Raw genomic sequence first — 24,266 nt, forward strand, 5'->3', positions numbered from 1 at the left:
TATAAAATGAGGGTTTTAACAGTACTTTTACTCCTATCTACATGACCTCCGTGTATTTTTTGTGTACCCGGTGGTTGAAGGGACTTAAAATTTAACGCTGATTTCTACCGAATCTGTTCCGTTTTTAGGTAATACCCAATCCGGACCTTCTTGAATCAACCGCTTTGCTTCTGCATCTGCTTTTTTGTTCAGCGATTTGATAACGGCGATGTTGGTAGGCCGCCCGTTGCTTTTAACTTTGAAACTTAAAATTACAAATTGTTCTGGTCCTTTAGGGTTATAAAGCCTATTGTTATGCGCTAAGTACTGGCTATAATTAATGGTAGAAACCGGAATAGGCTTCGTAATTTCAGTAACTGATTTGCCATCAAGGTTTTGCTCTGCACGCAGCGTAATTTTTGGTGCAGCAATATTTTCCTTTTTTTGCCCGTTTGAACCTGTAATTAAAGCAATTTCGTTTATTGATTTATTGCCGCTTAATGCATTTTTAATCGCATTAGGGTCTTGCAAACCAGCTACAGGTAATTCTTTAAAGCCAATCGCATTAATTAATAAGTCTTTATCTTTTGCATTACTATCGGCAGGTAAATAGAAATAACCCTTGGCATCGGTCGCGGTTACATTTTTAGAACCAGCTAACTTTACCACTGCTCCCTGAACGGGCTGACCATTACTTTGATCTACCACATTGCCACTAAATGCAATTTTACTTGAGCCTATTGCAGGTTCTGCTGTATCAACAGCCTCACTTAATGTAGCTTGGCTTGATTTATAATCGTTAAGGCCTACACGGCTCATTGCTTTTGCTCGATTATTATCCGATGCAATTTTTGCCGCTTTTACTTCAGCCATTTGCTGTTTGGCAGGTGCAACAATAGTGCTTGTTTTAGTGTTTTTTGCCAGATCTCCTGTTTTTGAGGCCGTTATTGCGTTATCAATCAGGGTTGCTCGAGTCGAGTTTTGCGTAACGATTTCTTCCTTAGCTTTTGTCTGTGCTGAAGCGATACTCGTTGAACTGTCTAATCGAACCAATACACCTTCCTTTTTGTGTGCAGCAATTTCTGCATTCCTGCGGTTGGTTTCGCGCATAAAGAATAAAATGCTTACCGCAATAAAAGCCACAGTTGCGGTTGCTGCAATACTTAATCTTTGGGTGGTAATGCCCCATAGTTTGCGCTTTACAGGCTTTTCTGATACACGATCATACAGTTGTTTTTGTAAAATAGATAGCGTTTGCTTGCGTTTGGGCGATTGCTTCAGTCCTTCCAAAGCTTCGGCAACGAAAGGATCTTCCAAAGCTTGTCTTTCTACAAAATGCATAGCCTTAGCATCAAGTTTACCATCCAGGTAATCTTCCAGTACATCAATATCTAACCAATCGTTATTCACTACTGTTTTTCTCTATACAAATCTTTAAATTCCGCTTACCATTTTGGATGTAACTCTTCACTTTAAGCATATCGTAACCCGTAATATCGGCTACTTCTTTATAGCATTTTTCTTGTAAATAAAATAAATCTACGCTTTTTCGCTGTTCTTCAGGCAAAGTTTCCATACACTTTTCCATAATGGTAAGCTGCGTTTCTTTTGTGTTGTCTATATCCAGATGCACAAACTCGCTGTTTTCCACAAAAGTATCGTCTATAGAGACATTATTTTGCTTCGCCGATTTCCGTAATGCCATTAAACAATGGTTCCGCGTTAAAACATGAAGCCAGCTCTTAAAGTTCTGTACCTCATGTATTTTTAACTTCGTCACCAGTTCTTCAAAAATCTGCATCACCGCATCCTTGCTTTGCTCTTCATCTTTGAAGTAGTTTAAGCAAACCCCGAATACTAAATGCATGTATTTGTTGTAAAGCGTACCCAACGCGTCTAAATCGCCCGTATTTTTATACCCGGCAATTAATTTGGCGTCGTCTTGCTGGGTGTTTCCAGCTGTGTTTTTTATAAACCTCAAAAAATGGTCGCTATTTCGAATTATCTTTCAAGTATAAAAAATATTTCTCACTGATGTGACATAAACTAATTTTTTAGGAAGAAAGGTTCAAAATATTTACGTTAATGACGATCTTTTTGAGTCATTTATATTGCTGTCCTATACAAAGACTTATCTTTGAATATAAAATATGGCCGTTGTTTTGCTAAGCATGATTAAACACACAATATGAAAAAGATTAATATTTTATTGGTATCACTAACCATGATGGTATTTTCCAACCTAAATGTTAGTGCCCAGATTAAACTGAGCGATATATTTAAAAAGGTAACCGAGAAGCAGGGTTCTACCACAGCCATTGCAGGCACACCTTCCACTTTTGAAATAGGACAGGGAATTAAAGAAGCGCTACAAATCGGTGTTTCTGCTGGTGCAGACAGGCTTTCGGTTAAAGACGGCTTTTTAGGCAATTTAGCTGTTAAAATCCTGATGCCCCCTGAAGCACAAAAAGTTGAAAAAACATTACGTAGTATAGGTTTGAACAAGCTTTGTGATAATGTAATTGTTAGTTTAAACCGCGCCGCTGAGGATGCTGCCACCGAAGCAAAGCCTATTTTTATATCGGCCATTAAACAGATGACCTTAACCGATGCGACCAATATCCTGATGGGAAGCAAAGATGCAGCTACAGCATATTTTAAAAGGGTAACCACGGCACAATTGATGCAGAAATTTAGCCCAATTGTAACCACAAGCTTAAATAAAGTTAATGCCACCAAATATTACAGCGATTTAACTACACAGTACAACCGTTTGCCTTTGGTAAGGCCTGTAAACACCAATTTAACCGAATACGTTACTCAAAAAGCAATTGATGGTTTATTTGTTGAAATAGCAAAAGAAGAGCTTAAAATTAGGGGTAACTTGAGTTCAAGAAGCACAACGCTACTTCAAAAAGTATTTGGTTACGCGGATAGAAAAAAGATTTAAATCTGGTGTGATTCGTGGAGACACGAACCACGGCGGAAGAGATTTAATCTGTTTTAATTTGATTGCCTCGGTCTTTGTCCTCACAGACCGAAATTAGATTAACTGTAGGTGTTGATTGCTGCTCGTGAGGAGACGAACCACGGCAAATTGACCAACATAAAGTATGTTTTAAGTAAAATAGAGCTTCCTGATCCCACTCAGCAACGGCATACACAAAAACTATTTGTAAAATTGTACATGACGAAAATCAGCACCACGATACTTTCTATTTTAATTCCCTCTGTAGCACTAATTGCTTCCTGCAGCAACAATAAATCTGAGGCAGAAAATACAAAAGCCATTTTAGATACGGTTTCTTTAAGCAGTAAAAACTTCGCATTAGCCTATCAGGATGGAGATAAAATTGTAGCTACGAGTATCGATACCATGAAGCAGATTTCGTTTGGTGGTGCAACTGATCCGGCTATTTCTCCTGACGGGAATAAATTGGCATATACGCTTAGCGATTCTGCCGGGAACCGATCAATATGGGTTGCCGATATGGAAAACAAAAGCCAGGGTAAATTACAGGTAAATAGTAATAATTATTATCAAGCCATGTGGTCTGCTGATGGAAGTACGATTGCATTTAATATTTTTAACAGCAAACACCTGTGGAAAATAGGTGTTATTAAAACCGATAATTCGGGATATGTGATGCTTGATAGCGCATCTAAAATAAATATTTATGCCCCAACCTGGAAAAATGAAAAGAAAATCATCGGGCACGATCTTACCAGGCTTTATACCTTTGATCTTACCGGAAAGTTAATCGATACCAAACTGATATCCGATTTGATCGGGAAAGAATTTTCCATTGCAAGCAGTAACCGTTTCTTTTTTACAAAAGACGGTACGAAATTAATTTTTAATGCAGGGAATGCCGATGCTTTAGATGGATTGAATGGTCCAAACGAAGCGGTTTATATTTTAGATTTGGCCAGTAAGAAAATACAGCGGATTTCGCCAAAAGGTGTACATGTTGCTTATGTTTTTCTTACGGCTGATGACCGGATTTTTTACAGCGGAGCTGAAAAGCCTTTTACGCACAGCAAATTTATGTGGCAGATTTAAATGGAAATATTAAAACTGTAGTGGATAAAGGCACTAACCCAACTGGTGCGCTAAAGTAGGAGAAACTTATTGAGTTACAAGAAGCTAAGTTGGTTCCTGTGTTCCGCTTATACGCTGCCCCCTATACTCGGGATGCAGGGTATCGCTTCACCCGCCCGCCTGAAACGGGCAGGGGGGTTGGTTGCCAAAGCTTCAGTTCATTTTAGCGGTTGTAATGTGCACCTACTTTGTGCCTAAACCCGATTGTAATGTAAAGCCCGTAAGCGAAGAATGAGTGCGGACTTGAAATGAAAAGCGGGACTGCAGCCTGCCAAGAACATTCACTTTTCATTTCTAAAAAACAATTAAAATCTAATCTATGCTGCGCATGTTGGTCTAAATCTTAAGGTTAAAAAAAAATAACGAAATTTAAAGTAATATTGATTCTCATCCGTTTACTGGGTTATTAAGCAAAATTTAGTGCCAACAAACGAACCACAAAATATCATTTCAACGGTTGCCAATTATGGTAAACGCTTATTTAGTTTCATCCGCGGCCGGGTGAATACGGATGAGGATGCAGAAGATATCTTGCAGGATGTTTGGTTTCAACTCAGCAATCAACCAGAAGCAGGTGCCATTGAGCAGATTAGCGGCTGGCTATATCGGGTAGCGAGAAACAAGATTACCGATAAATACCGCAAGCAAAAGGAAGAATCGTTAGAAGATTTCACTTTTGAAGGCGAAGAAGGTGAAATCAATTTTAAAGAAATTTTACTTGCAGAAGCCTACTCGCCAGAAGAAGAAAGTTTAAAGAAACTATTCTGGGATCAACTGTTTTTGGCGCTGGAAGAATTGCCAGAAAATCAACGTTATGTATTTGTTCAGAACGAATTGGAAGAACGTACTTTTCAGGAACTGGCCGATGAAAGCGGAGAAAATATTAAAACATTAATATCAAGAAAGGGTTATGCGGTAAAACACCTGCGTAACCGTTTACAAAATTTATATCAGGAATTTATTAACTATTAAATTTGCAGACATGATGAATAGAAATTTTAATCGGCGCAAGAAATTTATTTTCTTTTTACCCGTAGCGGTGCTTATTGCAGCGGTATTGGGTTATGTGGTTATGTTTTTATGGAATTGGATTTTACCTGAGGTGGCACATGCAGGCAAACTTAATTATTGGCAAGCGCTCGGTTTACTTGTGCTGTGCAGGTTGCTTTTTGGGAACTTTAATAAAGGTGGGGGGCATAATGGTTTTCGTGAACGTGCCCGCGGAATGCGTGCCAAATGGGATTCGATGAACGAGGAGGAGCGTGCAAAATTTAAGGAAGAATACAAGCGGAGATGTGGCGGATGGGGCCACCACCGCAATAAGGAATAATTTGGAAGCCTCGATTAATTCGGGGCTTTTTTGTTTTACTATCATTCTGAATGAGGTATCGTCATCTCGACCACAGCAACGCGGAGAGATCTATCAAGACAGATTTCTCCATTTCGCTGCACTTCAGGAAATGACGGTCGATTTTTTAAACCGTCATGCTAATAACGACTTTTCTACTTATTCTACCCGTTGATGTCTCACCGACCGAATGGTAACTACTAAAAGATCCTTCGACTCCGCTCAGGATGACATAACTAGGGATAACTCTTAGTAAATAAAAAAATCAAAATAATTTAAAGTAAAAATAAACTTGCTGCGTCTTCCTATATAAATAACAAAAACAACAGGTGTGCTCGCAAATTACTAACAGTGAGTCGCTTACCGTCAATTAAAATATATAGAAGATGAAAAAAATATTAAAAACAATAGGATTCGGGATGTTGCTTGGAGCAGTTGCTTTCTTCATACCATTTGTATTCAAATTTATATTGGCCATTATGCTGATCGGTTTAATGTTCAGGGTTTTTACCGGTAGGCGCCGCCATTACTTCCATAATCGCTTTAACGGTTTCGAGAATCATTACAGTCCGATTGTACCAATCGATAACCAATGGTATAGGCCAAATGTACAAGACAACGGAACAGTTAACCTTATTAACGTAAATGATTAACCGCCATGAGAACATTTAGAATATTATTGGCATTAGCCGTTGCTGCAGGAACTTTTTACAGCTTAAATGTACTGGCCGTTCAGCACGGATACCCTGATCGGTTGGATTTTAAAAACAGGCATTATCATGATGATTGTGATCACGAGCAATATAAAAACCATGGTTTCAGTCATCATCGTACGCAGCAGGCCGATACCATTATCCCAACAGACAGTATGAACAAAGTAAATAGATAGCCTTATGTCAAAAGTACTTTTTTTAAGCGATCCATATCAGGCCGATGTTAGTCCGATTTTGAGTATGGCAAATGAAATGATTACCCGGGGAGAGCAAGTTACTTTCTTTAGCTCGGATGAATTTAAGGCTCCGATAGAACAAATTGGCGCAGACTTTAAAGCCTATAACCAGGAGTTGAATATTTTTCAAGGAGAAAAGGCTGTTGAAGAAGAAGAAAAGCCTAAATCGGGATTGATCAGCGCATTGCTGGAGCCCATGAAATTTATTGATGATATTTTGGTTCAGTTAAGGGGTTTGAAATTTGATTATGCCGTTTTATCACCGTCATATCCCTATGCAAATATCATTACACAGCTGTTAGATATCCCTAAAACGGAACAAGCGGTTTACCATTGATATTGGCTTGGCCTTTGAATTAACAACATAAAATAACAATTAAAATTAAATAAAATGTATAATGAACATAGATGCCATTCGGGCAAGATGCATGGCCACTTCGGCACAGGAGCAGGAAAATTTAGCAGGCACTTTGGCGGTCCGTTTGCTCATCACAAACACGCCATGTTTAACCATGGCTTTAGAAAGGTGCCTGCTAATATAGAAGAAACTGAAAGTAACTTTGTTATTGAGCTTTTTGCGCCAGCTTTGCTTAAAGAAAACTTAAAGGTAGTGACCAAAGATGACGTATTAACCATTTCTTACCAACCAAAAGAAGAAGCCGATGCAGGTAAAAAGTATAGCCGTAGAGAATACAGCAACGGCACTTTCGAAAGAGCTTTTAATTTAAACGGAAAAGTTTTAGTCGAAAATATTTCGGCCAGATACGCCGATGGAATTTTGAAGGTTACACTCCCTAAAAACCCTGAAACGAATACACCAGAGAAGGATATTCTGGTAGACTAAGTTTCGTCTATTATAATTTCCAAGCCCTAATTGTTTAAAGCAGTTGGGGCTATTTTGTTTGTTTTGAGAGAAAAATAATCACCTGATAATGCTTTACGGTAATTAAGAAAGCAGAAATTAAATGTGGGTTTGTTATTCGCGGTATTTTAAGGTACTTTTGCTAAAAGACATAAACACAATAGCTTGAATTTTAACGACTTTAATTTTAACCCCGATTTATACGAAGGTTTAATGGCCATGGGGTATAAAAGCGCTACTCCAATACAAGAACAAGCCATCCCGGTAATTTTAGCTCATCATGATCTGATTGCCTGCGCTCAAACTGGTACAGGAAAAACGGCCAGCTACCTTTTACCCGTAATGGATAAAATTAGCAAAGCTGCCAATAGGCACAACAATACCTTAATTTTGGCGCCAACACGAGAGCTTGCGCAACAGATTGATTTACAGGTAGAAGCTTTGGCTTATTTTACCAATATCAGTTCATTAGCGGTTTACGGTGGGGGAGATGGTATTGCTTACGAACAGCAAAAACGCTCCATGCGCGATGGTGTAGATATCATTATTGCTACTCCGGGCAGGTTGATGGCGCATTTATCTTCAGGTGTATTAAAACTGGAACATTTACAGCATTTGATTTTAGATGAAGCAGATAGAATGTTGGATATGGGCTTTTACGACGACATTATCCGCATTATTAGCTATCTGCCAAAGAAAAGGCAAACGCTTTTGTTCTCCGCTACGATGGCGCCGAAAATAAGAACCATGGCGGGCAAGATCTTACACGAACCGAAACAGATTACCATTTCAATTGCTAAACCTGCTGAAGGAATTGATCAACAAGCTTATAACATTCACGATCAGCAAAAACAAGCTTTGTTAACGGAAATTTTCAAAAGCGACCAATATAAAAGCAGTATCATTTTTGCCTCTACAAAAGAAAAGGTAAAGGCATTATATAAAGCTTTTAAAGGTTTGGGCATTAAAGCCGAAGCTTTCCACTCTGATTTGGGGCAAAAAGAACGCGAGGATATTTTATTGGCCTTCAAAAACCGAAGGTTACCAATTTTAATCGGAACGGATGTATTATCTCGTGGAATTGATGTAGAGGGAATCGATTTGGTAATCAATTATGATGTTCCTGGCGATCCGGCCGATTATGTGCACCGCATTGGGCGTACGGCAAGGGCTGCAACTAAGGGTACAGCCATTACCCTGGTTAACGGAAGGGATAAACGCAAGTTTGATAACATCGAAAAGTTAATTGAGAAACCGGTTCCGCGTATGCCACTCCCAGAAACCATAGCTGCAATGGAAATTACGCATGTAGAAGAAAAGAAAGCACCGCATAAAGGAAATAAAAAGGTTTGGCATAAAAAGAAAAAACCAAAACCTTCAGCTTAAAAAAATCTGAAACGCCATAAGAATGTGCTTATTGGCGTTTTTCTTTTATAGATTATCTTTGCGCTATTTGATGGCAAATTTCATTCTTATCGGTTTATGCATTTTGGCTGGCATTCTTTTCAGAAAGAGTAAGTCGTTGCCCAAAGATGCACATAAGGGCATTAATGCATGGATTATCTATATTGCACTGCCTGCTGTGTCGTTTAAGTATCTGCCACATATTACCTGGAGTAAAGATTTATTGTTTCCGGCATTTGCGCCAATTGGTGTCTGGCTATTGGGTTGGCTATTTATTGCCCTCTATAGCCGTACCCAGAATATCAGCAAAGCTACTGCTGGCGGATTAAAACTAACCAGTTCGCTAAGTAATACTTCATTTGTGGGTTTCCCGCTAATTCTGGCTTATTTTAGCGAAAAGGAACTGGCAATTGCTATTATCTGTGATCAGGTAACTTTTATGCTGCTGTCTACCATTGGTGTTATTGTGGCCATCCGTTCTTCGCAGGATCAAAAGTTAAGCCCAAAATTAGTGCTGAAAAAAGTATTGACCTTTCCACCGCTTATTGGTTGTGTTTTAGCACTGATTCTGCCACATTTTATTAATCTTTCTTCACTTGATCCACTATTCGAAAAGCTGGCGGGCACAGTTGGTCCATTGGCGCTATTTTCGATAGGTTTACAACTAAAATTTGGGGGATGGTTTAGCGAATTGAAACACATCGGGTTTGCTTTATTGTACAAACTGATCCTGGCGCCATTTGCTGTGTTGATTGTGGCAATTCTCTTAAATGCAAATGGAATGATTATCAAAATCAGCATTTTCGAAATGGCTATGCCTACATTAGTAAGCGCTGGTGTAGTAGCCGATCAATATAACCTTAACCCTAAGCTTTCTAATCTGGTGGTGGGGATTGGGATATTGCTTTCATTTATTACTACGGGTTTATGGTGGTTGGTGCTGAATTATTCAGGGGTGGTTTAATTTTACTTTTTTACCACAGAGACTGAAGAGAAAAGGCACGAAGATCACAGAGATTTGTATATTTTAACAACAGATAGAAAGGATGGGCACAGATAGAAACTCTAATTTATTATAAACGTCAAAGTGAGAGAAGTAGGCTAGTTCACAGGGTTTCTCAGTGTTCCTCTGTGTAAAACTCGGTGAGCTCTGTGGTTAACAAAAAAAGCCGCAAAATTTCTTCTGCGGCTCCTTAAATGATTTTGATTGAATTACAAAGCTAATTTCTTAGCAATTGCAGATGGGATACCTGCTTTGTTTAATAAAATTGCAGTTGTTTTATATTTTACATAGTTTTTAGTTACGTATAAATATCCTTTGTAATCGTTGCTTGCTCCCCAGGAGTTTTTAACGATATAATATTCTTTACCGTTCTGATCTTTGGCTAAACCAACAATGTGCATACCATGATCATCAGTGGTTTGATAGTTGTCGAAAGCAAGCTGACGGTTTTCCTGTGTAATTTCCATCTCTGGCTGTGGACCGTTAAACATTTCTGCTTTTTGTTTCGCAGTCATATCAGCGAAAGGCGTTTGCGGCACAAAGGCTACACCATTTTTCCAGCTGAAGTTTTTTTCGCTAACATCTGTAGCCCATGCCACTGTATAACCACCTTTTAAGGCATTATCAATAATATCTGTTAGCTCGTTCACTTTTACATTATAAACCTGATCGAAAGACCAGTTATCTGGTACCAATAAAGTAAATTTGCTATAGAAAGGGTGATCGTTGAATGAAGAAAGTTCCACATAGTTATCTGGATTTAAACCTACCACTTCCTGAGCGAAAGTTTTAGGGGTATATTTTTTACCATTATAGGTGAAGTTTTCTGGTACGGCACCCAAATAAGCGTCGATTACACTTGTATAAGCTTTTAACCAGTTAGGTGTTAACTCGCCATTTGCATTTTTTACAACAGCTTCTAAAACACCTTTTTCAATATCGCCAAGTTCTGCAGTTTTATTGATTTTAGTGCCGTAGTTTAGTCCGGTGTATACCTCTTGTGGAACTGCGCCATATTTTCTGTACATGTTGATTACGTCGTGCAAAGCGCCACCATCGCCTAATGAAACTGCCCCATGCATGCGCACGTAATTTTTACCTTTTTCTACATAAGCATTACGGGCTGAGAAAAGCGGAGATAAAGCTACAGGCTGTTTGCCAGCTTTAATCATTTCTGATTCTAAAAATGAGTTGGTAGAATAGCTCCAGCAGGTACCTGAAGATCCCTGGTTCTGAACCGGGGTATTGGCAAGATTAATTACTTCCGTAAATTTAAAAGAAGCTGCACTGTTTTCGCTTTGGTTGTTTTTTAAAGAATTAACGAGATTGTCTTGTGCATAAGTCGCTGATATAGATAACGACAATGCCAAACCAATCACACTGATTTTGGTGTAGTTGATCATTTTATGAATAATTAATAAAGTCAGCGAATGTAAAAATACTTGTTGATTTGACCTCAAAAATTTTGTAATAAATCAATAACATCGGTCATTTTATTGCAACAATGTTGAATTAACATTCTGGTAAACTGATCGGAATGTTGGTTGCTAATCCGCCGTCAGATGTTTCTTTGTATTTGGCATTCATGTCGAGTGCAGTTTCCCACATGGTATTTACCACCGCATCTAAACTTACTTTTGCCTTATCAGGATTACTTTGTAATGCCAATTGGCTCGCGGTAATGGCTTTAATGGCACCCATGGTGTTTCTTTCGATGCAAGGAATCTGTACCAGGCCGCCAATCGGATCGCAGGTTAAACCCAGGTGATGTTCCATGGCAATTTCTGCTGCCATTAAAACCTGCCGCTGCGAACCACCTAAACACTCGGTTAAGGCTGCTGCAGCCATGGCCGAGGAAACGCCGATTTCGGCCTGACATCCACCCATAGCGGCTGAAATTGTTGCTCCTTTTTTGAAAATACTGCCAATTTCTGATGCACAGGCAACAAACTGGATGATTTTTTCTTCGCTATAACCATCACAAAAGGTGATAAAATATTGCAATACGGCAGGGATTACGCCTGCGGCACCATTGGTAGGGGCGGTTACCACACGACCAAACGATGCATTTTCTTCATTAACAGCTAATGCAAAACAGCTTACCCAGTCTAAAATATAGTTAAAGCCGTTTCCGCCTTTTCTGATCGCTGTTACCCAGCCAGTATAATCTGAATATTCGGTTTTGCCAATTAATCGTTTATTTAATGGAAATGCTCTCCGCGCTACATTTAAGCCTCCAGGTAAAAAACCTGTGGTATGGCAGCCACGATAAATACAATCGCGCATCACGGCGAAATGCTGCAAAATCCCTTTTTTGGTCTCTGCTTCAGTACGCCAGGCCAGTTCATTCTCCATTACGATTTCGCTTACCTTTAAACCGGTAGATAAACACCAGTGTAAAAGATCTTTGGCTTTCTCTACAGGAAAGGGAAGGTCTACCTGGGCTTTTTTGCTATTGTCTTCGCCCTCTTTTACCACAAAACCGCCACCAATGGAATAGTAGGTTTCTGAAAAAGCTTTTCCATCTTTTAAAAATGCCTGAAAGGTAACAGCATTGGGGTGGAATGGTAAACTTTCAGCGAAAAGGAAAAGCAGGTCGTTATCATAATCAAAATCAATAATTAATTGATCGGCAAGATTTAATTTTTTATCTCTTTGGATGCTTTCGAATGTAGGGGTAACTGCATCTACATCAAAAGTTACCGGATCTGCACCTGTTAAGCCCAGCAGAATGGCTACATCAGTTCCATGTCCTTTGCCTGTTTTGGCAAGAGAGCCATACAGTAATATCTTGATACCTTCAACATTGTTAATCAGGTTATGCTGTGTAAGGGAAGCCGTAAATTGCTGGGCAGCCCGCCACGGACCTAATGTATGCGAACTGGATGGGCCAATACCTATTTTAAAAATATCGAAAACCGAAATTTGTTCCTTAATCATTATGAAAGTTAGTTATACAAAGCTATAATTGTTTTATGATTTTGGATAAATTAATTTTGTGTGAATACCGAAATATTTTATTTTAGAAAAATCTAATCCAAACGCTCCAAAAATGGACTTTAACAATCATTATCAAGAAATTGACTTAAGCTACTGCCGTGCCAGCTCGGGCAAAAGACTTGCAAATTATATCATCGACTTAATTGTTTTTTACGTCATTCTTTTTGGCGTTTACATTTGTGTCGGCATTTTATTTTCTGGACTTTTAGACGGCATCACTGACCTTGTAGACCGGTTAATCGCTATGGTTTGTTATGGCTTTATCATGTGTTTAATAGAAGCTGTTTCACGTGGAAAATCAATCGGAAAACTGATCACCGGAACGAAAGCTGTAAACCTGGATGGTAGTGAGATCAATTTCGCAAAAGCATTTACTCGGAATATGATCCGTGTAATTCCTTTTAATGCCATTAGCGGCCTCAGCAGTCCCTGTGATCCCTGGCATGATCGCTTGTCGGACACGATGGTAGTTGACGAGAAAAAACTGTCCTTACAAACGCAAAGAGTTGATCTGTTTGATGCGGTTAAAAATCAAACTCAATAATATCTTCATCTTTCAGCATCCGCTCTACAAACTTCTGGTGATTTTGTGGCGTACCGGTAGCCGTCCAGTTTCCGGTAATGATATTGTTTACCAGCTGATGCTTGCCACGTTGGGGTTTCAGTTTACTTTCCCTGAAAACTTCTTCGTAACTTTCTAAATCGCCATGTGTATGTTGTTTTTTAACAATGCGATAGATGCGCTTGGTAAAACGGCGGTCGCCGATTTCTTCTAAAAATGGGAAGATGATTAAAGCCAACATCACCACAATGGTAACGCCAACGGCCTGTTCGTAATAGCCAGAACCTACTGCCATGCCAATGGCTGCCACAATCCAGATGATGCAAGCTGTGGTTAACCCTTTAACGCGGTTTTCTTCTTTGAAAATTACTCCAGCCCCTAAAAAGCCAATGCCGGTAACAATGTTAGACGCAATCCGATCCTGACTGGTGGGGCCTATATTAATCGATAGGATGGTAAATAAGGTAGCGCCCAGACCAATCATCATCATGGTTTTTAATCCGGCAGATTTACTTCTGTACTCGCGTTCGGCTCCGATTATACCGCAAAGTAGTGTAGCCAATAAAAATTTATTGATTTCGCTTTGTGTTATAAAATGGTTTTGCTCTATAATTTCGTTCATCGCCTTTAATTGTCAACGGCAAATTAATAAAAATCATAACATCTTAGTCCATTTGCACGGCCACCATTTGAACTATTTGGAAAATATTTTTCATAACCTAGGCCAATTTCGGATGTTCCGCCTGTATTGCTGTAGTTAATTTTAGAAGTTGTAGCATCGTGACTAATTCCCAATCTGAATTTTTCACCATTGGTTTTGCGGTTAAAAATATCGAAGATTACTGAAAATACAATCGCATCATTTCCATTCGAATTGCCATCGTTACGATACCATATCCCGGCATTTATGCTTGCATACTTATACTGCAGGCCTGCGCTGAATGATTTTACATTGCCTTGTTTGTAGGCAACTATGGATGGGATGAGGTAATTTCCGTCACGATCGTACTCATCTGGCACCAAAGTTAACTTATAACTTAAATTACCCGAGATGCGCATTGGTAATTTGGCCTGAAAACCTGATAAGGATTCATTCGGACGGTTAAGGTGATGTGCTGCCAAGCCCATCATGAATTTTCCTACTACGAGGTTGGCGCCAGCATTTGAGTCAAAATAATATCGGCTATCTACACTTGGTCTCTCGGCACCCGAAATACTTCCCGGGATATAACCTACGATATCGATCTGATCGCCAAACACTAGTTTATCCCAATTTAGCTTTTGGTTAGTAATGCCTCCTTGTAAACCAAATGATAAAGCAAAATTATCTCCACCAATGATATAAGAATAGCTTAAGGCAATGTTGTTCTTGAGCAGATAGGCAGTACCCTCACTGCTGCGGTTAAAAATAATTCCAACGCCGCTGTTTATTCTGGATAGATTAAGATCTCCTGAAGCCATCATGTACGAGTAATCGCTGGCCAAACCTGTCCATTGATTACGGTAGAGTGCGTTAAACCTGATGTCGCCTTCAAATTGCCCGGTAAGTGCGGGATTTAAATAAATTGGTGCATTGTAAAACTGTGAGTAAATGTGGTCTTGCGCCAAAGCAACCATTGGCAGCAAGCAAAACAAAAATATGATTACCCTTCTACCCATTATCTATCTGATTAAATATATTACGCCGGTTTTTCGGGCAGGGGATGAATCGTAAGTCATTCCTTTCCACTCGCTTCCATTAATAAACTTGACGTCTACTTTCCAGTAATAAACACCCTGTGGCTGTTCCTGGCCTTTATAAGTACCATCCCAACCTTCTAAAGGTGCGCCATCATCCAATTTGGTTGTTTCCCAAAGTAACTCTCCCCATTTGTTGAAAACAGACATGTTCCATTCTTTTATACCCCGACCTTTTGCTTTAAAGATTTTAATTTCATTTTTCGCGCTTGCTGGCATAAAGGAGTTGGGAATGTTTAAATTGCCCGGTACACTAATAATTTTCACGAATTGGAAGGTAGTAGAAGAACAACCTTCTTTGTTCAATACTTTCAGGGTTACATTATAAGTGCCTTCGTTGGCATATGTATGGTTAGGATTTTGTAAAGTCGATTTCGCACCATCGCCAAAAGACCACTCCCAGCTAACCGAGCCTGCGCTTATATCTGTAAAGCCAAAAGTATAATTTGGAACAGATATTTCGTTCCCGGGGCTAACCGTGAATGTGGCCACTGGTGGTGCAACAATACGGATAAAATCTGTTTTTGTTACGGCTTGGGAACAATCCAATGCATTGATTGCGGTTAAGGTTACGGAGTAATTTATATCCGATCCAGTGTAGGTATGCTGTGGTTCAAATTCATTTGAGATCGGGGAACCATCACCAAAATCCCATGTATAACCGATAGCGCCAACACTTGTGTTTTTAAATTTAACAACCAGGTTAGTACAACCAATAGTTTTATCGGCACTGAAACTTACTGTAGGTTGGGCAAGTACGGTTACTGTTTCAGTAGCTGAATTTTTTGAACAATCATTTTCAGCATCTAACCTGATGGTGTATTGGCCTGCTTTAAGAAAAGTATATGGAAAAACGCCCGTATTGGTGGTCGGGATGACAACTGGTGCCTCTCCAGAATCCTCATTGGTAATGGTGTAAACGTAGCGACTGGCTCCGCTGGTGTTATTTAAAAAGTTTACAGTCCAGGGTGCGCAACCTTTTTTCTCGTTACCATTTACTACTAAGGCAGGCGTAATATCATTTGGCGAAACCCTGATCACAACTGGGGTAGCATTTGTTTCACCACAGCTATTCTTAGCCGTCATGTTAACAATAAAGTCTCTTACTACAAGCGTTTTAAAGGTATGGCTTATTGTGTTTCTATCCGTAATAGGCCCTGATGAAGTGCCGTCGCCAAAATCGTAAGTGTAGGTTGTACCCGCACTTTCCGGACTCGTGTTGATGAAGTTCACAAGAAGATCAGCACATCCTGTTGTTTTATCAGGCGAAAATATGGCAACAGGTTTGGCATGTACAATAACCGTTGCAGTTGTTATAACGGGAACGCCACAGGGTAAGGTTGTTGTTAGCGTAATGTTATAGGTTTTATCTTTCCCGGTTGGATCAGCCTGAAAAGTTATTGCTGCAGGCTGTGCGAGGGTGGAAGTTTGACCATTGCCGAAATCCCATACATAAGTTGCGCTGTTAAGCGGATTAGTAGTGTTGGTGAAAGTAACACTAAGCGGGCCACAACCCTCTGTTGCACTTTGTGTAAACGATGGTGTAACACTAGGGAAAGTACTAAATACTTCACTTTTTTCGTCCTGATTACAACCCAGGCTACTGGTAACAACAAGTTTTATGGTTACGCTTTCGTTGCCATTCGTGATGGTATAGCCAGGAAAGGTTGCTCCTACTCCAATTTGTACATTATTGGCAAACCAGGTATAAACACTATTTCTATCGGGGTATAATGTTGCGGCAATATTGGAAGCATCGAGTTTAAAAGGGGCACATCCGGTGTTGGTGTTGTAAGTTATTTCGGCTTTTGCATTCGGGTTTACTGTTATCTTAATCTGGTTGCTTAAACTATTATCGCAAACCCCACTGGCAACTGATCGGCGGTAATAAATGCTTGCAGTTGGTGTTGGCGGTGTAAAGTTTAAACTGTTTGCCCCCAACACATCGCTCCAATCCGTCCCATTTAAGCTTGATTGCCATTGATAGGTGTATGATCCGCTACCGCCACTAGGTGTAGTGCCTGTTAAAGCTGCAGCAGCTGTGCCGATACATATGTTTTGATCGGCAGAAATGGTGTTGTTGGTTAGCGCTGGTAAAACAGTAATTTGTACCGAATTACTGAACGAGGGACAAGAGGTACTGTTTACTACCCGCCTGAAATAACTAGAAGCAGTAGCTGTTATAGTTAAATCTCTATTAATGGCCGAAGGAATATTTGCCCATGTATTGCCATCGGCACTGCTTTGCCACTGGTAGGCATAAGTGCCTGTTCCTCCTGTAGGTACATCACCGTTAATGGTAATATTCTGTCCTGAGCAAGTGGGTGCAGCCGATGCGCTAATGTTATTGGTAACTAGTGGATAATAAGTAATGGTTATATCATCAGTAGAAGGGGGGCAAGCGCCAAAACCGGTAATAGTCCACTTGAAAGTGTAAGTTTCCCCTGGTACTAAACCGGTAACCGTAGTATTGTATAGGTTAGGATCGGTAATAACAACGCCTGTTTGAGCCGATACGATGGTCCAGGCACCACTGTTCGGTGCTGGATTGTTTCCATTGAGGTTAATGCTGCTCCCGGTGCATAAATTTTGGTCTGGTCCTGCGTTTGCTACAACAGTTCCGGGGTTTACCGTGATGGTGGTTACGGTAGAAAAAGCTTCTGCACAACTACCGCTTTGCACTACTGCACGGTATTGTGTGGTAATGGTGAGGTTAGTAAATACATATGGATTTGCAGTTGAAGTGATGGTAGACCAGTTAATCCCATTATCAATAGATCTTTCCCAACGGACAATATTGCCAACCTGCCCTGCTAAATTGATGTTCCCTCCATTTGAACCTGCACAAACACTCGCATCCCCAGTTGTGGTACCACCAATACTGAGCGGGTTAACCGTGATTTGAACATCATCACTGGATGTAGAACAGTTAGTGTCGCTTATTGTCCATCTAAAGGTATAAGTATTTCCTGCCTGTAAACCTGTGATGGTTGTATTGCCCTGCGTGTCATCAGCAAACGTTACAGCTGTTGGCGCAGTAACAGTTGTCCATTTGCCGGTACCAACTATTGGATCATTTCCTTTTAAAGTGTAAGTGCCGGTATTGCAGATCGCTTCATCTATGCCAGCACTTGCTGGTGTTGCGCTGGGTAAAACTGTAATGGTAATATTGATAGGAGTACCTGGACAGCCATTCGTAGATACGGGTGTAATGGTATAGGTTACACTGCCGCTGGTGGTGCCTGAATTGGTTAAGATATCGCTTATCTGTGTTTCTGCTGATGCAACACTTCGATTGCTATTTCCGGTGATGCTTCCGGTTACTGCGCTACTATAAGTGTAATTTACTCCTGCAAAATTGCCCGATAGGTTAATGGCCGATGATGTTTTATTACAGATGGTTGAACTGGCCGATGTAGCAGCAACGATAGGATTAGGCTTTACCGTAACCAACAAATTAAAAGGCGTTCCATTGCAGCCATCGAAATTGGGCGTGATGGTATATGTTACGCTGGCATCTGCATTAATATCGGTATTGGTAAGTACATCGTTAATATCTCCAGTCCCATTAACTGTATATCCGGCTACAGACGGTGTACCGGTAGCTGTCCAGGTATAGGTTACGCCTGCTACGGCTGATGTTGGAGTATATGCTACACTATTGCCCGTACAAATGGTTTTGGTAGCTGCGCTTGTTAAGCTGATGTCTGGTTTAATTTTTAAGATAATTTCATCATCAATCTGGTTACATGGAGCAGCCAATGAGGTAGTAACCCTTAATGTTAATGTAACTATACCGGCTCTCTTTTCAGTTAATGTTGGGGTATAAACGGCATTTAAATCATTTCGGTTAGGTGTAAATGTACCTTGCCCCCCAACCCAGGTTTGTGTGGTTGTGGTTCCGGTTACCATGCCATTTAAAGTAAAACTCTGATCGTTAAAGCAGATGCTTTGATCGGGGCCTGCGTTAACCACAGGAGCAGTACTGAAAGTAATTACCTGTGTATCTTCTGCTGTGCCACAATTATTTTTATGAACAACCTTTATGGTATAAGTATCGTAGCTATCAAATTTTATAGATGGATATTTAGAATTTGCCGTTGTGCCGTTAGTAAAGCTATAAGTTCCTGTTCCCGATGGAACAACAGTCCAGGTATAAGTGTCTGGTAAATCTTTTATGGTACCTGTTATTAATGTTTTGGTCGGTCCTGTTGTGGTATTGTTAAAATCGTAGACCGCAAGGTTACACAATATAATATCAGGTGAAAGTGTAGCTTTTGGACTTTCATTTACCACAACAGTTTGTGGTTGGCTGGTAATTAGGCCGCATGACGGTGTGCTAATGCTTAAGGTGATGGTGTATGTACCCGCAGTAGGGAAACTGAATACGGGCTCTTTGCTTGCTGCATTGGTGCCTCCTACAAAACTGACTGTTGGACTAACTGACCATGAATAGTTATTCGCTGCACCGCAGATATTATCTAAAACAGAAAGATCAGTTGCTTTTAGTGTTGATCCGGCACAGATTGTACTTGATGGTAAACTAAAATCTGGCTTCGGTGGATCCTGGATGCAGATTTTCATTTCTACCGGATCAGCGTTACATGCGCCGGAAGTGTTTGATTCTAACCGGATAACATGCTCACCACGTGTTGTAAATTTATGTACCAGATTATATGATCTGGGTTGATTTGCTTTTACTGGCACACCATCTACATACCAGTTATAAGTTACTTCATTTGGCGCACAGCCTATGGTATTGGTGTTTGGATTTTCGCCAAGTGTAGAAGTGTTTACAAAAGTAATGTCGGCATTGGTACAGCCAGGGCTATTGAAAGCAAAAGAATTTTCCGGTTTAACCACTACTTTGGCCGAAGAAGAAACCGGTGTGCCAATGATGCCGCAAAACGTGTTCGATACATTGATGGATACATCAAATGCATTAAAAATGGTGCCTGCACTAGAGGTTGAAACACTTCCGCAAGATGATTTAATGTAGGAGTGGGTTACAGTACCACCATTATTGATAATATCGCAGAGTGTATAAGTGGTTGTAGATTGGTCGCCCCAATTAATGGTGTAAATATTGCCTGGGAAGTTATTTTGAATCCCCGAAGCTGAAGTAACATCAACACTAAATGTTAAGGCTCCTAATGGTAAACATACCACAGTGTTGCCCGTATTGGCAAAGGCAGTAATGGTTTTATTATTAATCAACAGATAGGCTTTGGTGGCAACAGAGCCATCAGGCATTACTGCCTTGGCGTAAATAGTGTAATGCGATTGTTGGGCCGTAAAACTTTGTATTGGTGTAGGGAAAGATAATGTGGTGGTGCTTCCGCCGCTGCCCTGGTCGGTAACTGTTGCTGTAACATTACTATTTGCTGTAGATTCGTTACTGATCAGAAAAGAATTGTTTGGCTTGCTCATGCAGGTGCCAAAAGTTTCTCTATTGTTATTGTTTAAATAGGTTGAGGTGAGCTTGGCTTCAACAGCAGCACCGGCTTTAACCTCGAAAGGAGTGGAGGCGGCACTGACCGAAGTTGGCAAGGTTGTTTTAACCCGAACGCGATAGCCCGTTCCTGGTGTAAGGTTTGTAGGGAGCAATCCGTTTACGTAAGTACTATAAAAGCCAGTATAAGAGCCAATAAGTGATTCTGCTGCAAAACTTCCGTTCTGATCTGATAAATAGAGTTGAAATTGATTTCCCTGAGTGGTGCAACTTGAGGGTACTTGAAAAGGAACTGCAATGGTACTGCCGGGAGTATATGGTCCGGGATCTACTATACCAATGTTTACCTGTGCGAAAACATTCGACGCAAGCAGAAATGCCCCAAAAAATAGCACAAAAGAAAACCTTACGCTTTTACAACAAATCTCCATAAAAGTCTAATAGCAGGGAATGATTTTATTGTGTTCCGGAAGCTTTGTCAGTTTAACTCGCTTTAGTCCAATATCAAAAATGAATATTCGACTTGAGACACATCAATAAATATACAATATAAATAACGTAGTTTTTATGTTAAGCCTGCAAAATTTTACACCAAAACGAACTAAATGAGTAGGTTGTAAGCGTGGTAAAGCTTCATTTATGGTATGATAAAGGCATAAAAAAACCCTCGAGGTGTTGTACCTTGAGGGTTTTTTTACACGAAAACGTTTCGTTATGGGTGAATGTTACATCATACCGCCCATACCGCCACCGCCCATTGGCGGCATTGGAGCACCACCTTCTTCAGGCTCGTCTGCTAAAACAACTTCTGTAGTTAATAACATGGCTGCAATAGATGCTGCGTTTTCTAAGGCTACACGGCTCACTTTAGTTGGGTCGATAACACCTGCACCAATTAAGTTTTCGTAAACATCAGTACGTGCATTATAACCGAAATCGGCTGTACCTTCTTTAACTTTTTGAACTACGATAGAACCTTCAATACCTGCGTTTTCGCAAATTTGACGTAATGGCTCTTCAATAGCGCGACGGATGATCTGGATACCAGTGTTTTCATCTTCATTAGCACCTTTTAAGTTTGCTAAAGCTTCAACAGCACGGATAAAAGCAACACCACCACCTGCAACAATACCTTCTTCTACAGCCGCACGGGTTGCATGTAAAGCATCATCAACACGGTCTTTTTTCTCTTTCATTTCAACTTCACTAGCTGCACCTACATAAAGAACTGCAACACCGCCAGCCAATTTAGCCAAACGCTCTTGTAATTTTTCTTTATCGTAATCAGATGTAGTCGTTTCGATCTGAGATTTGATTTGGCTAACACGAGATTTAATATCTTCTGAGTTACCGGCACCATTGATTACAGTTGTATTGTCTTTGTCAACAACAACTTTCTCCGCAGAACCTAAATAAGTTAAATCAGCATTTTCTAATTTATAACCTCTTTCTTCTGATACTACAATACCGCCTGTTAAGATTGCGATGTCTTCTAACATTGCTTTTCTTCTGTCACCAAATCCTGGAGCTTTAACAGCAACAACCTTTAATGAACCACGGATTTTGTTAACTACTAAAGTAGCTAAAGCTTCGCCATCTAAATCTTCAGAAATGATTACCAATGGTTTACCCGTTTGAACTGTTTTTTCTAAAACCGGCAACAATTCTTTCATGTTGCTGATTTTTTTGTCGTAGATTAAAATGTAAGGGCTGTCTAATTCAGCTTCCATTTTATCTGCATTCGTAACAAAATATGGAGATAAGTAACCTCTGTCAAATTGCATACCTTCAACTGTTTTAACTTCAGTTTCAGTACCTTTTGCTTCTTCAACAGTAATTACACCATCTTTTCCAACTTTACCCATTGCCTCAGCAATTAAAGCACCGATTACCTCATCGTTGTTAGCAGAGATAGACGCAACTTGCTTAATTTTATTGTTGTCTTCACCTACAGTTTGCGATTGTGTTTTTAAATTTTCCACAACAGCAGCAACAGCTTTATCGATACCACGTTTTAAATCCATTGGGTTTGCACCAGCTGCAACGTTTTTAATACCGGTAGTGATAATTGCCTGAGCCAATACAGTAGCAGTAGTAGTACCGTCACCGGCAATATCAGCTGTTTTTGAAGCTACTTCTTTAACCATTTGAGCACCCATGTTCTCAACTGCATCTTTCAATTCGATTTCTTTTGCTACCGTAACACCATCTTTGGTAATTGCTGGTGATCCGAATTTTTTATCGATAATTACGTTACGTCCTTTTGGACCTAATGTTACTTTTACTGCATTTGCAAGAATATCAACCCCTCTTTTCAGGGCGTCGCGTGCTTCTACGTTATATTTTACTTGTTTAGACATTTTAAGTTTTGTTTTAAAGTTTTATGTTGGAAGGTTGAAATGTTTCAAGCCATCCGATTTATACAACATTGTAACATTTAACGTTACAACATTTCAATTGATCTACCCAACAACAGCGTAAATATCAGTTTCACGCATAATTAGGTAATCTTTACCTTCATAAGGAAACTCAGTACCGCCGTATTTACCATAAATTACAACATCGCCAACTTTTACGCTCGCTTTTTTACCTTCAGAATCTTCTTCAGAAACAGAGACTACAGTTCCTTTAGATGGTTTTTCTTTTGCAGTATCAGGGATATACAAACCTGATGCAGTTTTTTCTTCAGCTGCAGCCGGTTCAACGATTACTCTGTTCGAACTGCCAGCAATTGGTTTAAGGTTTAACGCCATAACTTTTATTATTTTTTTATTTTGATTTGAGTTTTTTTACTAAACATATAATTAACACTTTTTATGCCAAGTGATTTTGAGGGACAAATTTTCACCAAACTGTCAATCTTTTCATGCTAATGGTTTACAGGCGTGTCAGCATGGCAGTAAGTTTCATTTTTTTAGTCAAATTTATTGTTTATTAAGCTGGTCGTCATTATAAGCGAAGAGTAACATTGCCATGAAATTCGCCGTGATAGATTTCTCCATTCTACTGCGTTTCGGTCGAGATGACGGCTTTATTGTGATTTATATCAATGTTTACAGCCATTTTATATCTCTTTTTCTGTCAAATATTTCCAGTATCTTTTGGGTACATGCTGCACATGCAATTTGGTGTTTTTGCGGGCTACGATATTTGCGCTTTTAAAATAATCTTTCCAGAGCGTTGCATATAAAGCTTCGCTTTCATCCATTAATATTGATGCCGGGCTTTGTTTATTTATACCATTTGTAAAACTGATCGTAATTTCTTCAACTGAGGTTAAGTTATAATGCAGGCCATACTTGCGTTTTAAATCATAAATAACCCATTGTTGGTCGGCATATCGGTTTTTAAAATGGTTAGATATTAAGGGGAGCACATTAAAATCAGGATCAATACCAGCATAAAATATTCCATCGCCGGTTTTCTGAAAGCGGATAAATGCTTCCATTCGGTGTTTTTCACGTTCTACACTTTTGGCATATTTAGAAAGGGCAATTACATGCTCATTGCCATAATTACCTTCTGCGCCGACAGGATGTTTAAAAATGTAAAGCGAAAATTGAAAAAGATGATGGTAAGCTTCTGGAATTTCTGATAAATAACTGCAATAAAATTTGCGGAGCCACTCTTTCTTCAGCTTTTTCTGAAGTCCTACCCACACTCGGTCGGCCTTTGTTGCATCGGTGATAACCGTAAAACTTTCTGCAAAAGCTTCTGGCTGAAACATTTCGGTTGATTTGAGCATTACTTTGCCAGGTTTACGCTCAAACCATTCAAAAACGGCTGTTAAAAGGCCTTGAAGAGAACCATCGAAAATGTAGGTCATTGGTTGGGAGTAGTTTAATTGTCATTCTGAACGCAATGGAAC

21 protein-coding genes are annotated in these 24,266 nt (G+C 39.8%); 11 read left to right on the forward strand and 10 right to left on the reverse strand.

The features are described from left to right. Positions 1–84 precede the first annotated feature (84 nt). Together OQX63_RS09370 and OQX63_RS09375 are read right to left on the reverse strand one after the other, a co-directional pair. Positions 85–1,389, reverse strand: a complete 1,305-nt coding sequence (locus tag OQX63_RS09370; RefSeq protein WP_265850610.1) for a carboxypeptidase-like regulatory domain-containing protein — start codon at positions 1,387–1,389, stop codon at positions 85–87. Beyond that, positions 1,382–1,960 carry an RNA polymerase sigma factor gene (locus OQX63_RS09375; RefSeq protein ID WP_265850611.1) on the reverse strand — a complete coding sequence of 193 codons (579 nt, stop codon included), beginning with the start codon at positions 1,958–1,960 and terminating at the stop codon, positions 1,382–1,384. The genes OQX63_RS09370 and OQX63_RS09375 overlap by 8 nt, the downstream gene beginning before the upstream one ends. A 207-nt stretch (positions 1,961–2,167) precedes the next feature. Here OQX63_RS09375 and OQX63_RS09380 point away from each other — a divergent pair, with 207 nt between their 5' ends. The 10 genes from OQX63_RS09380 (at position 2,168) to OQX63_RS09425 (ending at position 9,608) form a co-directional block, all read left to right on the forward strand. After that, positions 2,168–2,929 carry a DUF4197 domain-containing protein gene (locus tag OQX63_RS09380; protein ID WP_265850612.1) on the forward strand — a complete coding sequence of 254 codons (762 nt, stop codon included), beginning with the start codon at positions 2,168–2,170 and terminating at the stop codon, positions 2,927–2,929. 237 nt (positions 2,930–3,166) lie between these two features. Beyond that, a complete protein-coding gene (locus tag OQX63_RS09385) occupies positions 3,167–4,042 on the forward strand; it encodes a TolB family protein (protein WP_265850613.1) in 876 nt (291 codons plus the stop codon). A 459-nt stretch (positions 4,043–4,501) separates the two neighbouring features. Then, positions 4,502–5,053, forward strand: coding sequence for an RNA polymerase sigma factor (locus tag OQX63_RS09390; RefSeq protein WP_265850614.1), 552 nt, complete (start codon positions 4,502–4,504; stop codon positions 5,051–5,053). Positions 5,054–5,063: 10 nt separating this feature from the next. Beyond that, a complete protein-coding gene (locus OQX63_RS09395) occupies positions 5,064–5,411 on the forward strand; it encodes a hypothetical protein (RefSeq protein ID WP_265850615.1) in 348 nt (115 codons plus the stop codon). 404 nt (positions 5,412–5,815) lie between these two features. After that, complete coding sequence (locus tag OQX63_RS09400; RefSeq protein WP_265850616.1) at positions 5,816–6,082, forward strand: hypothetical protein; 267 nt, start codon at positions 5,816–5,818, stop codon at positions 6,080–6,082. A 5-nt stretch (positions 6,083–6,087) separates the two neighbouring features. Then, complete coding sequence (locus tag OQX63_RS09405) at positions 6,088–6,318, forward strand: hypothetical protein (protein WP_265850617.1); 231 nt, start codon at positions 6,088–6,090, stop codon at positions 6,316–6,318. 4 nt (positions 6,319–6,322) lie between these two features. Then, the gene (locus tag OQX63_RS09410; RefSeq protein WP_265850618.1) at positions 6,323–6,715 is read left to right on the forward strand and encodes a hypothetical protein; all 393 of its coding nucleotides are present in this window, start codon (positions 6,323–6,325) and stop codon (positions 6,713–6,715) included. Between the two features lie 54 nt (positions 6,716–6,769). Beyond that, positions 6,770–7,222 (forward strand): Hsp20/alpha crystallin family protein, encoded by a 453-nt coding sequence (locus tag OQX63_RS09415; RefSeq protein WP_265850619.1) that lies wholly within the window; start codon positions 6,770–6,772, stop codon positions 7,220–7,222. Positions 7,223–7,405: 183 nt separating this feature from the next. Next, the gene (locus OQX63_RS09420) at positions 7,406–8,626 is read left to right on the forward strand and encodes a DEAD/DEAH box helicase (RefSeq protein ID WP_265850620.1); all 1,221 of its coding nucleotides are present in this window, start codon (positions 7,406–7,408) and stop codon (positions 8,624–8,626) included. Between the two features lie 70 nt (positions 8,627–8,696). Beyond that, a complete protein-coding gene (locus tag OQX63_RS09425; protein ID WP_265850621.1) occupies positions 8,697–9,608 on the forward strand; it encodes an AEC family transporter in 912 nt (303 codons plus the stop codon). 248 nt (positions 9,609–9,856) lie between these two features. On the opposite strand, the gene OQX63_RS09430 is transcribed toward OQX63_RS09425, so the two are convergent. Together OQX63_RS09430 and OQX63_RS09435 are read right to left on the reverse strand one after the other, a co-directional pair. Beyond that, the gene (locus tag OQX63_RS09430; protein WP_265850622.1) at positions 9,857–11,050 is read right to left on the reverse strand and encodes an aminopeptidase C; all 1,194 of its coding nucleotides are present in this window, start codon (positions 11,048–11,050) and stop codon (positions 9,857–9,859) included. A gap of 109 nt (positions 11,051–11,159) precedes the next feature. Continuing rightward, positions 11,160–12,587 carry an L-serine ammonia-lyase gene (locus tag OQX63_RS09435; RefSeq protein ID WP_265850623.1) on the reverse strand — a complete coding sequence of 476 codons (1,428 nt, stop codon included), beginning with the start codon at positions 12,585–12,587 and terminating at the stop codon, positions 11,160–11,162. A 112-nt stretch (positions 12,588–12,699) separates the two neighbouring features. Between OQX63_RS09435 and OQX63_RS09440 the strand changes: the two genes are divergently transcribed. Continuing rightward, entirely contained in the window at positions 12,700–13,191 is a 492-nt protein-coding gene (locus tag OQX63_RS09440; protein WP_265850624.1) for an RDD family protein, read from the forward strand. On the opposite strand, the gene OQX63_RS09445 is transcribed toward OQX63_RS09440, so the two are convergent. The 6 genes from OQX63_RS09445 to OQX63_RS09470 form a co-directional block, all read right to left on the reverse strand. Further along, a complete protein-coding gene (locus OQX63_RS09445; RefSeq protein WP_265850625.1) occupies positions 13,172–13,831 on the reverse strand; it encodes an MgtC/SapB family protein in 660 nt (219 codons plus the stop codon). The two genes, OQX63_RS09440 and OQX63_RS09445, sit on opposite strands and share 20 nt — an antisense overlap. A 23-nt stretch (positions 13,832–13,854) precedes the next feature. After that, positions 13,855–14,868 carry a PorP/SprF family type IX secretion system membrane protein gene (locus OQX63_RS09450; protein ID WP_265850626.1) on the reverse strand — a complete coding sequence of 338 codons (1,014 nt, stop codon included), beginning with the start codon at positions 14,866–14,868 and terminating at the stop codon, positions 13,855–13,857. 3 nt (positions 14,869–14,871) lie between these two features. Further along, on the reverse strand, positions 14,872–20,829 hold the full coding sequence (locus tag OQX63_RS09455; protein WP_265850627.1) for a PKD domain-containing protein: 5,958 nt from the start codon (positions 20,827–20,829) through the stop codon (positions 14,872–14,874). Positions 20,830–21,123: 294 nt separating this feature from the next. Continuing rightward, entirely contained in the window at positions 21,124–22,758 is a 1,635-nt protein-coding gene (groL, locus tag OQX63_RS09460) for a chaperonin GroEL (RefSeq protein WP_265850628.1), read from the reverse strand. Positions 22,759–22,860: 102 nt separating this feature from the next. Next, on the reverse strand, positions 22,861–23,151 hold the full coding sequence (locus tag OQX63_RS09465; RefSeq protein ID WP_025141798.1) for a co-chaperone GroES: 291 nt from the start codon (positions 23,149–23,151) through the stop codon (positions 22,861–22,863). Positions 23,152–23,462: 311 nt separating this feature from the next. Continuing rightward, positions 23,463–24,224, reverse strand: a complete 762-nt coding sequence (locus OQX63_RS09470; protein WP_265850629.1) for a TIGR03915 family putative DNA repair protein — start codon at positions 24,222–24,224, stop codon at positions 23,463–23,465. Between the last annotated feature and the right edge of the window lie 42 nt (positions 24,225–24,266).

Source organism: Pedobacter sp. PF22-3 (assembly GCF_026239555.1).
Taxonomy (GTDB): Bacteria; Bacteroidota; Bacteroidia; order Sphingobacteriales; family Sphingobacteriaceae; genus Pedobacter.

Coding starts and splice junctions, on each gene's coding strand:
- OQX63_RS09380 (WP_265850612.1), top strand. CDS start 2,168: ATGAAAAAGATTAATATTTTATTGGTATCACTAACCATGATGGTATTT.
- OQX63_RS09385 (WP_265850613.1), top strand. CDS start 3,167: ATGACGAAAATCAGCACCACGATACTTTCTATTTTAATTCCCTCTGTA.
- OQX63_RS09395 (WP_265850615.1), top strand. CDS start 5,064: ATGATGAATAGAAATTTTAATCGGCGCAAGAAATTTATTTTCTTTTTA.
- OQX63_RS09400 (WP_265850616.1), top strand. CDS start 5,816: ATGAAAAAAATATTAAAAACAATAGGATTCGGGATGTTGCTTGGAGCA.
- OQX63_RS09405 (WP_265850617.1), top strand. CDS start 6,088: ATGAGAACATTTAGAATATTATTGGCATTAGCCGTTGCTGCAGGAACT.
- OQX63_RS09410 (WP_265850618.1), top strand. CDS start 6,323: ATGTCAAAAGTACTTTTTTTAAGCGATCCATATCAGGCCGATGTTAGT.
- OQX63_RS09415 (WP_265850619.1), top strand. CDS start 6,770: ATGTATAATGAACATAGATGCCATTCGGGCAAGATGCATGGCCACTTC.
- OQX63_RS09425 (WP_265850621.1), top strand. CDS start 8,697: ATGGCAAATTTCATTCTTATCGGTTTATGCATTTTGGCTGGCATTCTT.
- OQX63_RS09430 (WP_265850622.1), bottom strand. CDS start 11,050: ATGATCAACTACACCAAAATCAGTGTGATTGGTTTGGCATTGTCGTTA.
- OQX63_RS09435 (WP_265850623.1), bottom strand. CDS start 12,587: ATGATTAAGGAACAAATTTCGGTTTTCGATATTTTTAAAATAGGTATT.
- OQX63_RS09440 (WP_265850624.1), top strand. CDS start 12,700: ATGGACTTTAACAATCATTATCAAGAAATTGACTTAAGCTACTGCCGT.
- OQX63_RS09445 (WP_265850625.1), bottom strand. CDS start 13,831: ATGAACGAAATTATAGAGCAAAACCATTTTATAACACAAAGCGAAATC.
- OQX63_RS09450 (WP_265850626.1), bottom strand. CDS start 14,868: ATGGGTAGAAGGGTAATCATATTTTTGTTTTGCTTGCTGCCAATGGTT.
- OQX63_RS09455 (WP_265850627.1), bottom strand. CDS start 20,829: ATGGAGATTTGTTGTAAAAGCGTAAGGTTTTCTTTTGTGCTATTTTTT.
- groL (WP_265850628.1), bottom strand. CDS start 22,758: ATGTCTAAACAAGTAAAATATAACGTAGAAGCACGCGACGCCCTGAAA.
- OQX63_RS09465 (WP_025141798.1), bottom strand. CDS start 23,151: ATGGCGTTAAACCTTAAACCAATTGCTGGCAGTTCGAACAGAGTAATC.
- OQX63_RS09470 (WP_265850629.1), bottom strand. CDS start 24,224: ATGACCTACATTTTCGATGGTTCTCTTCAAGGCCTTTTAACAGCCGTT.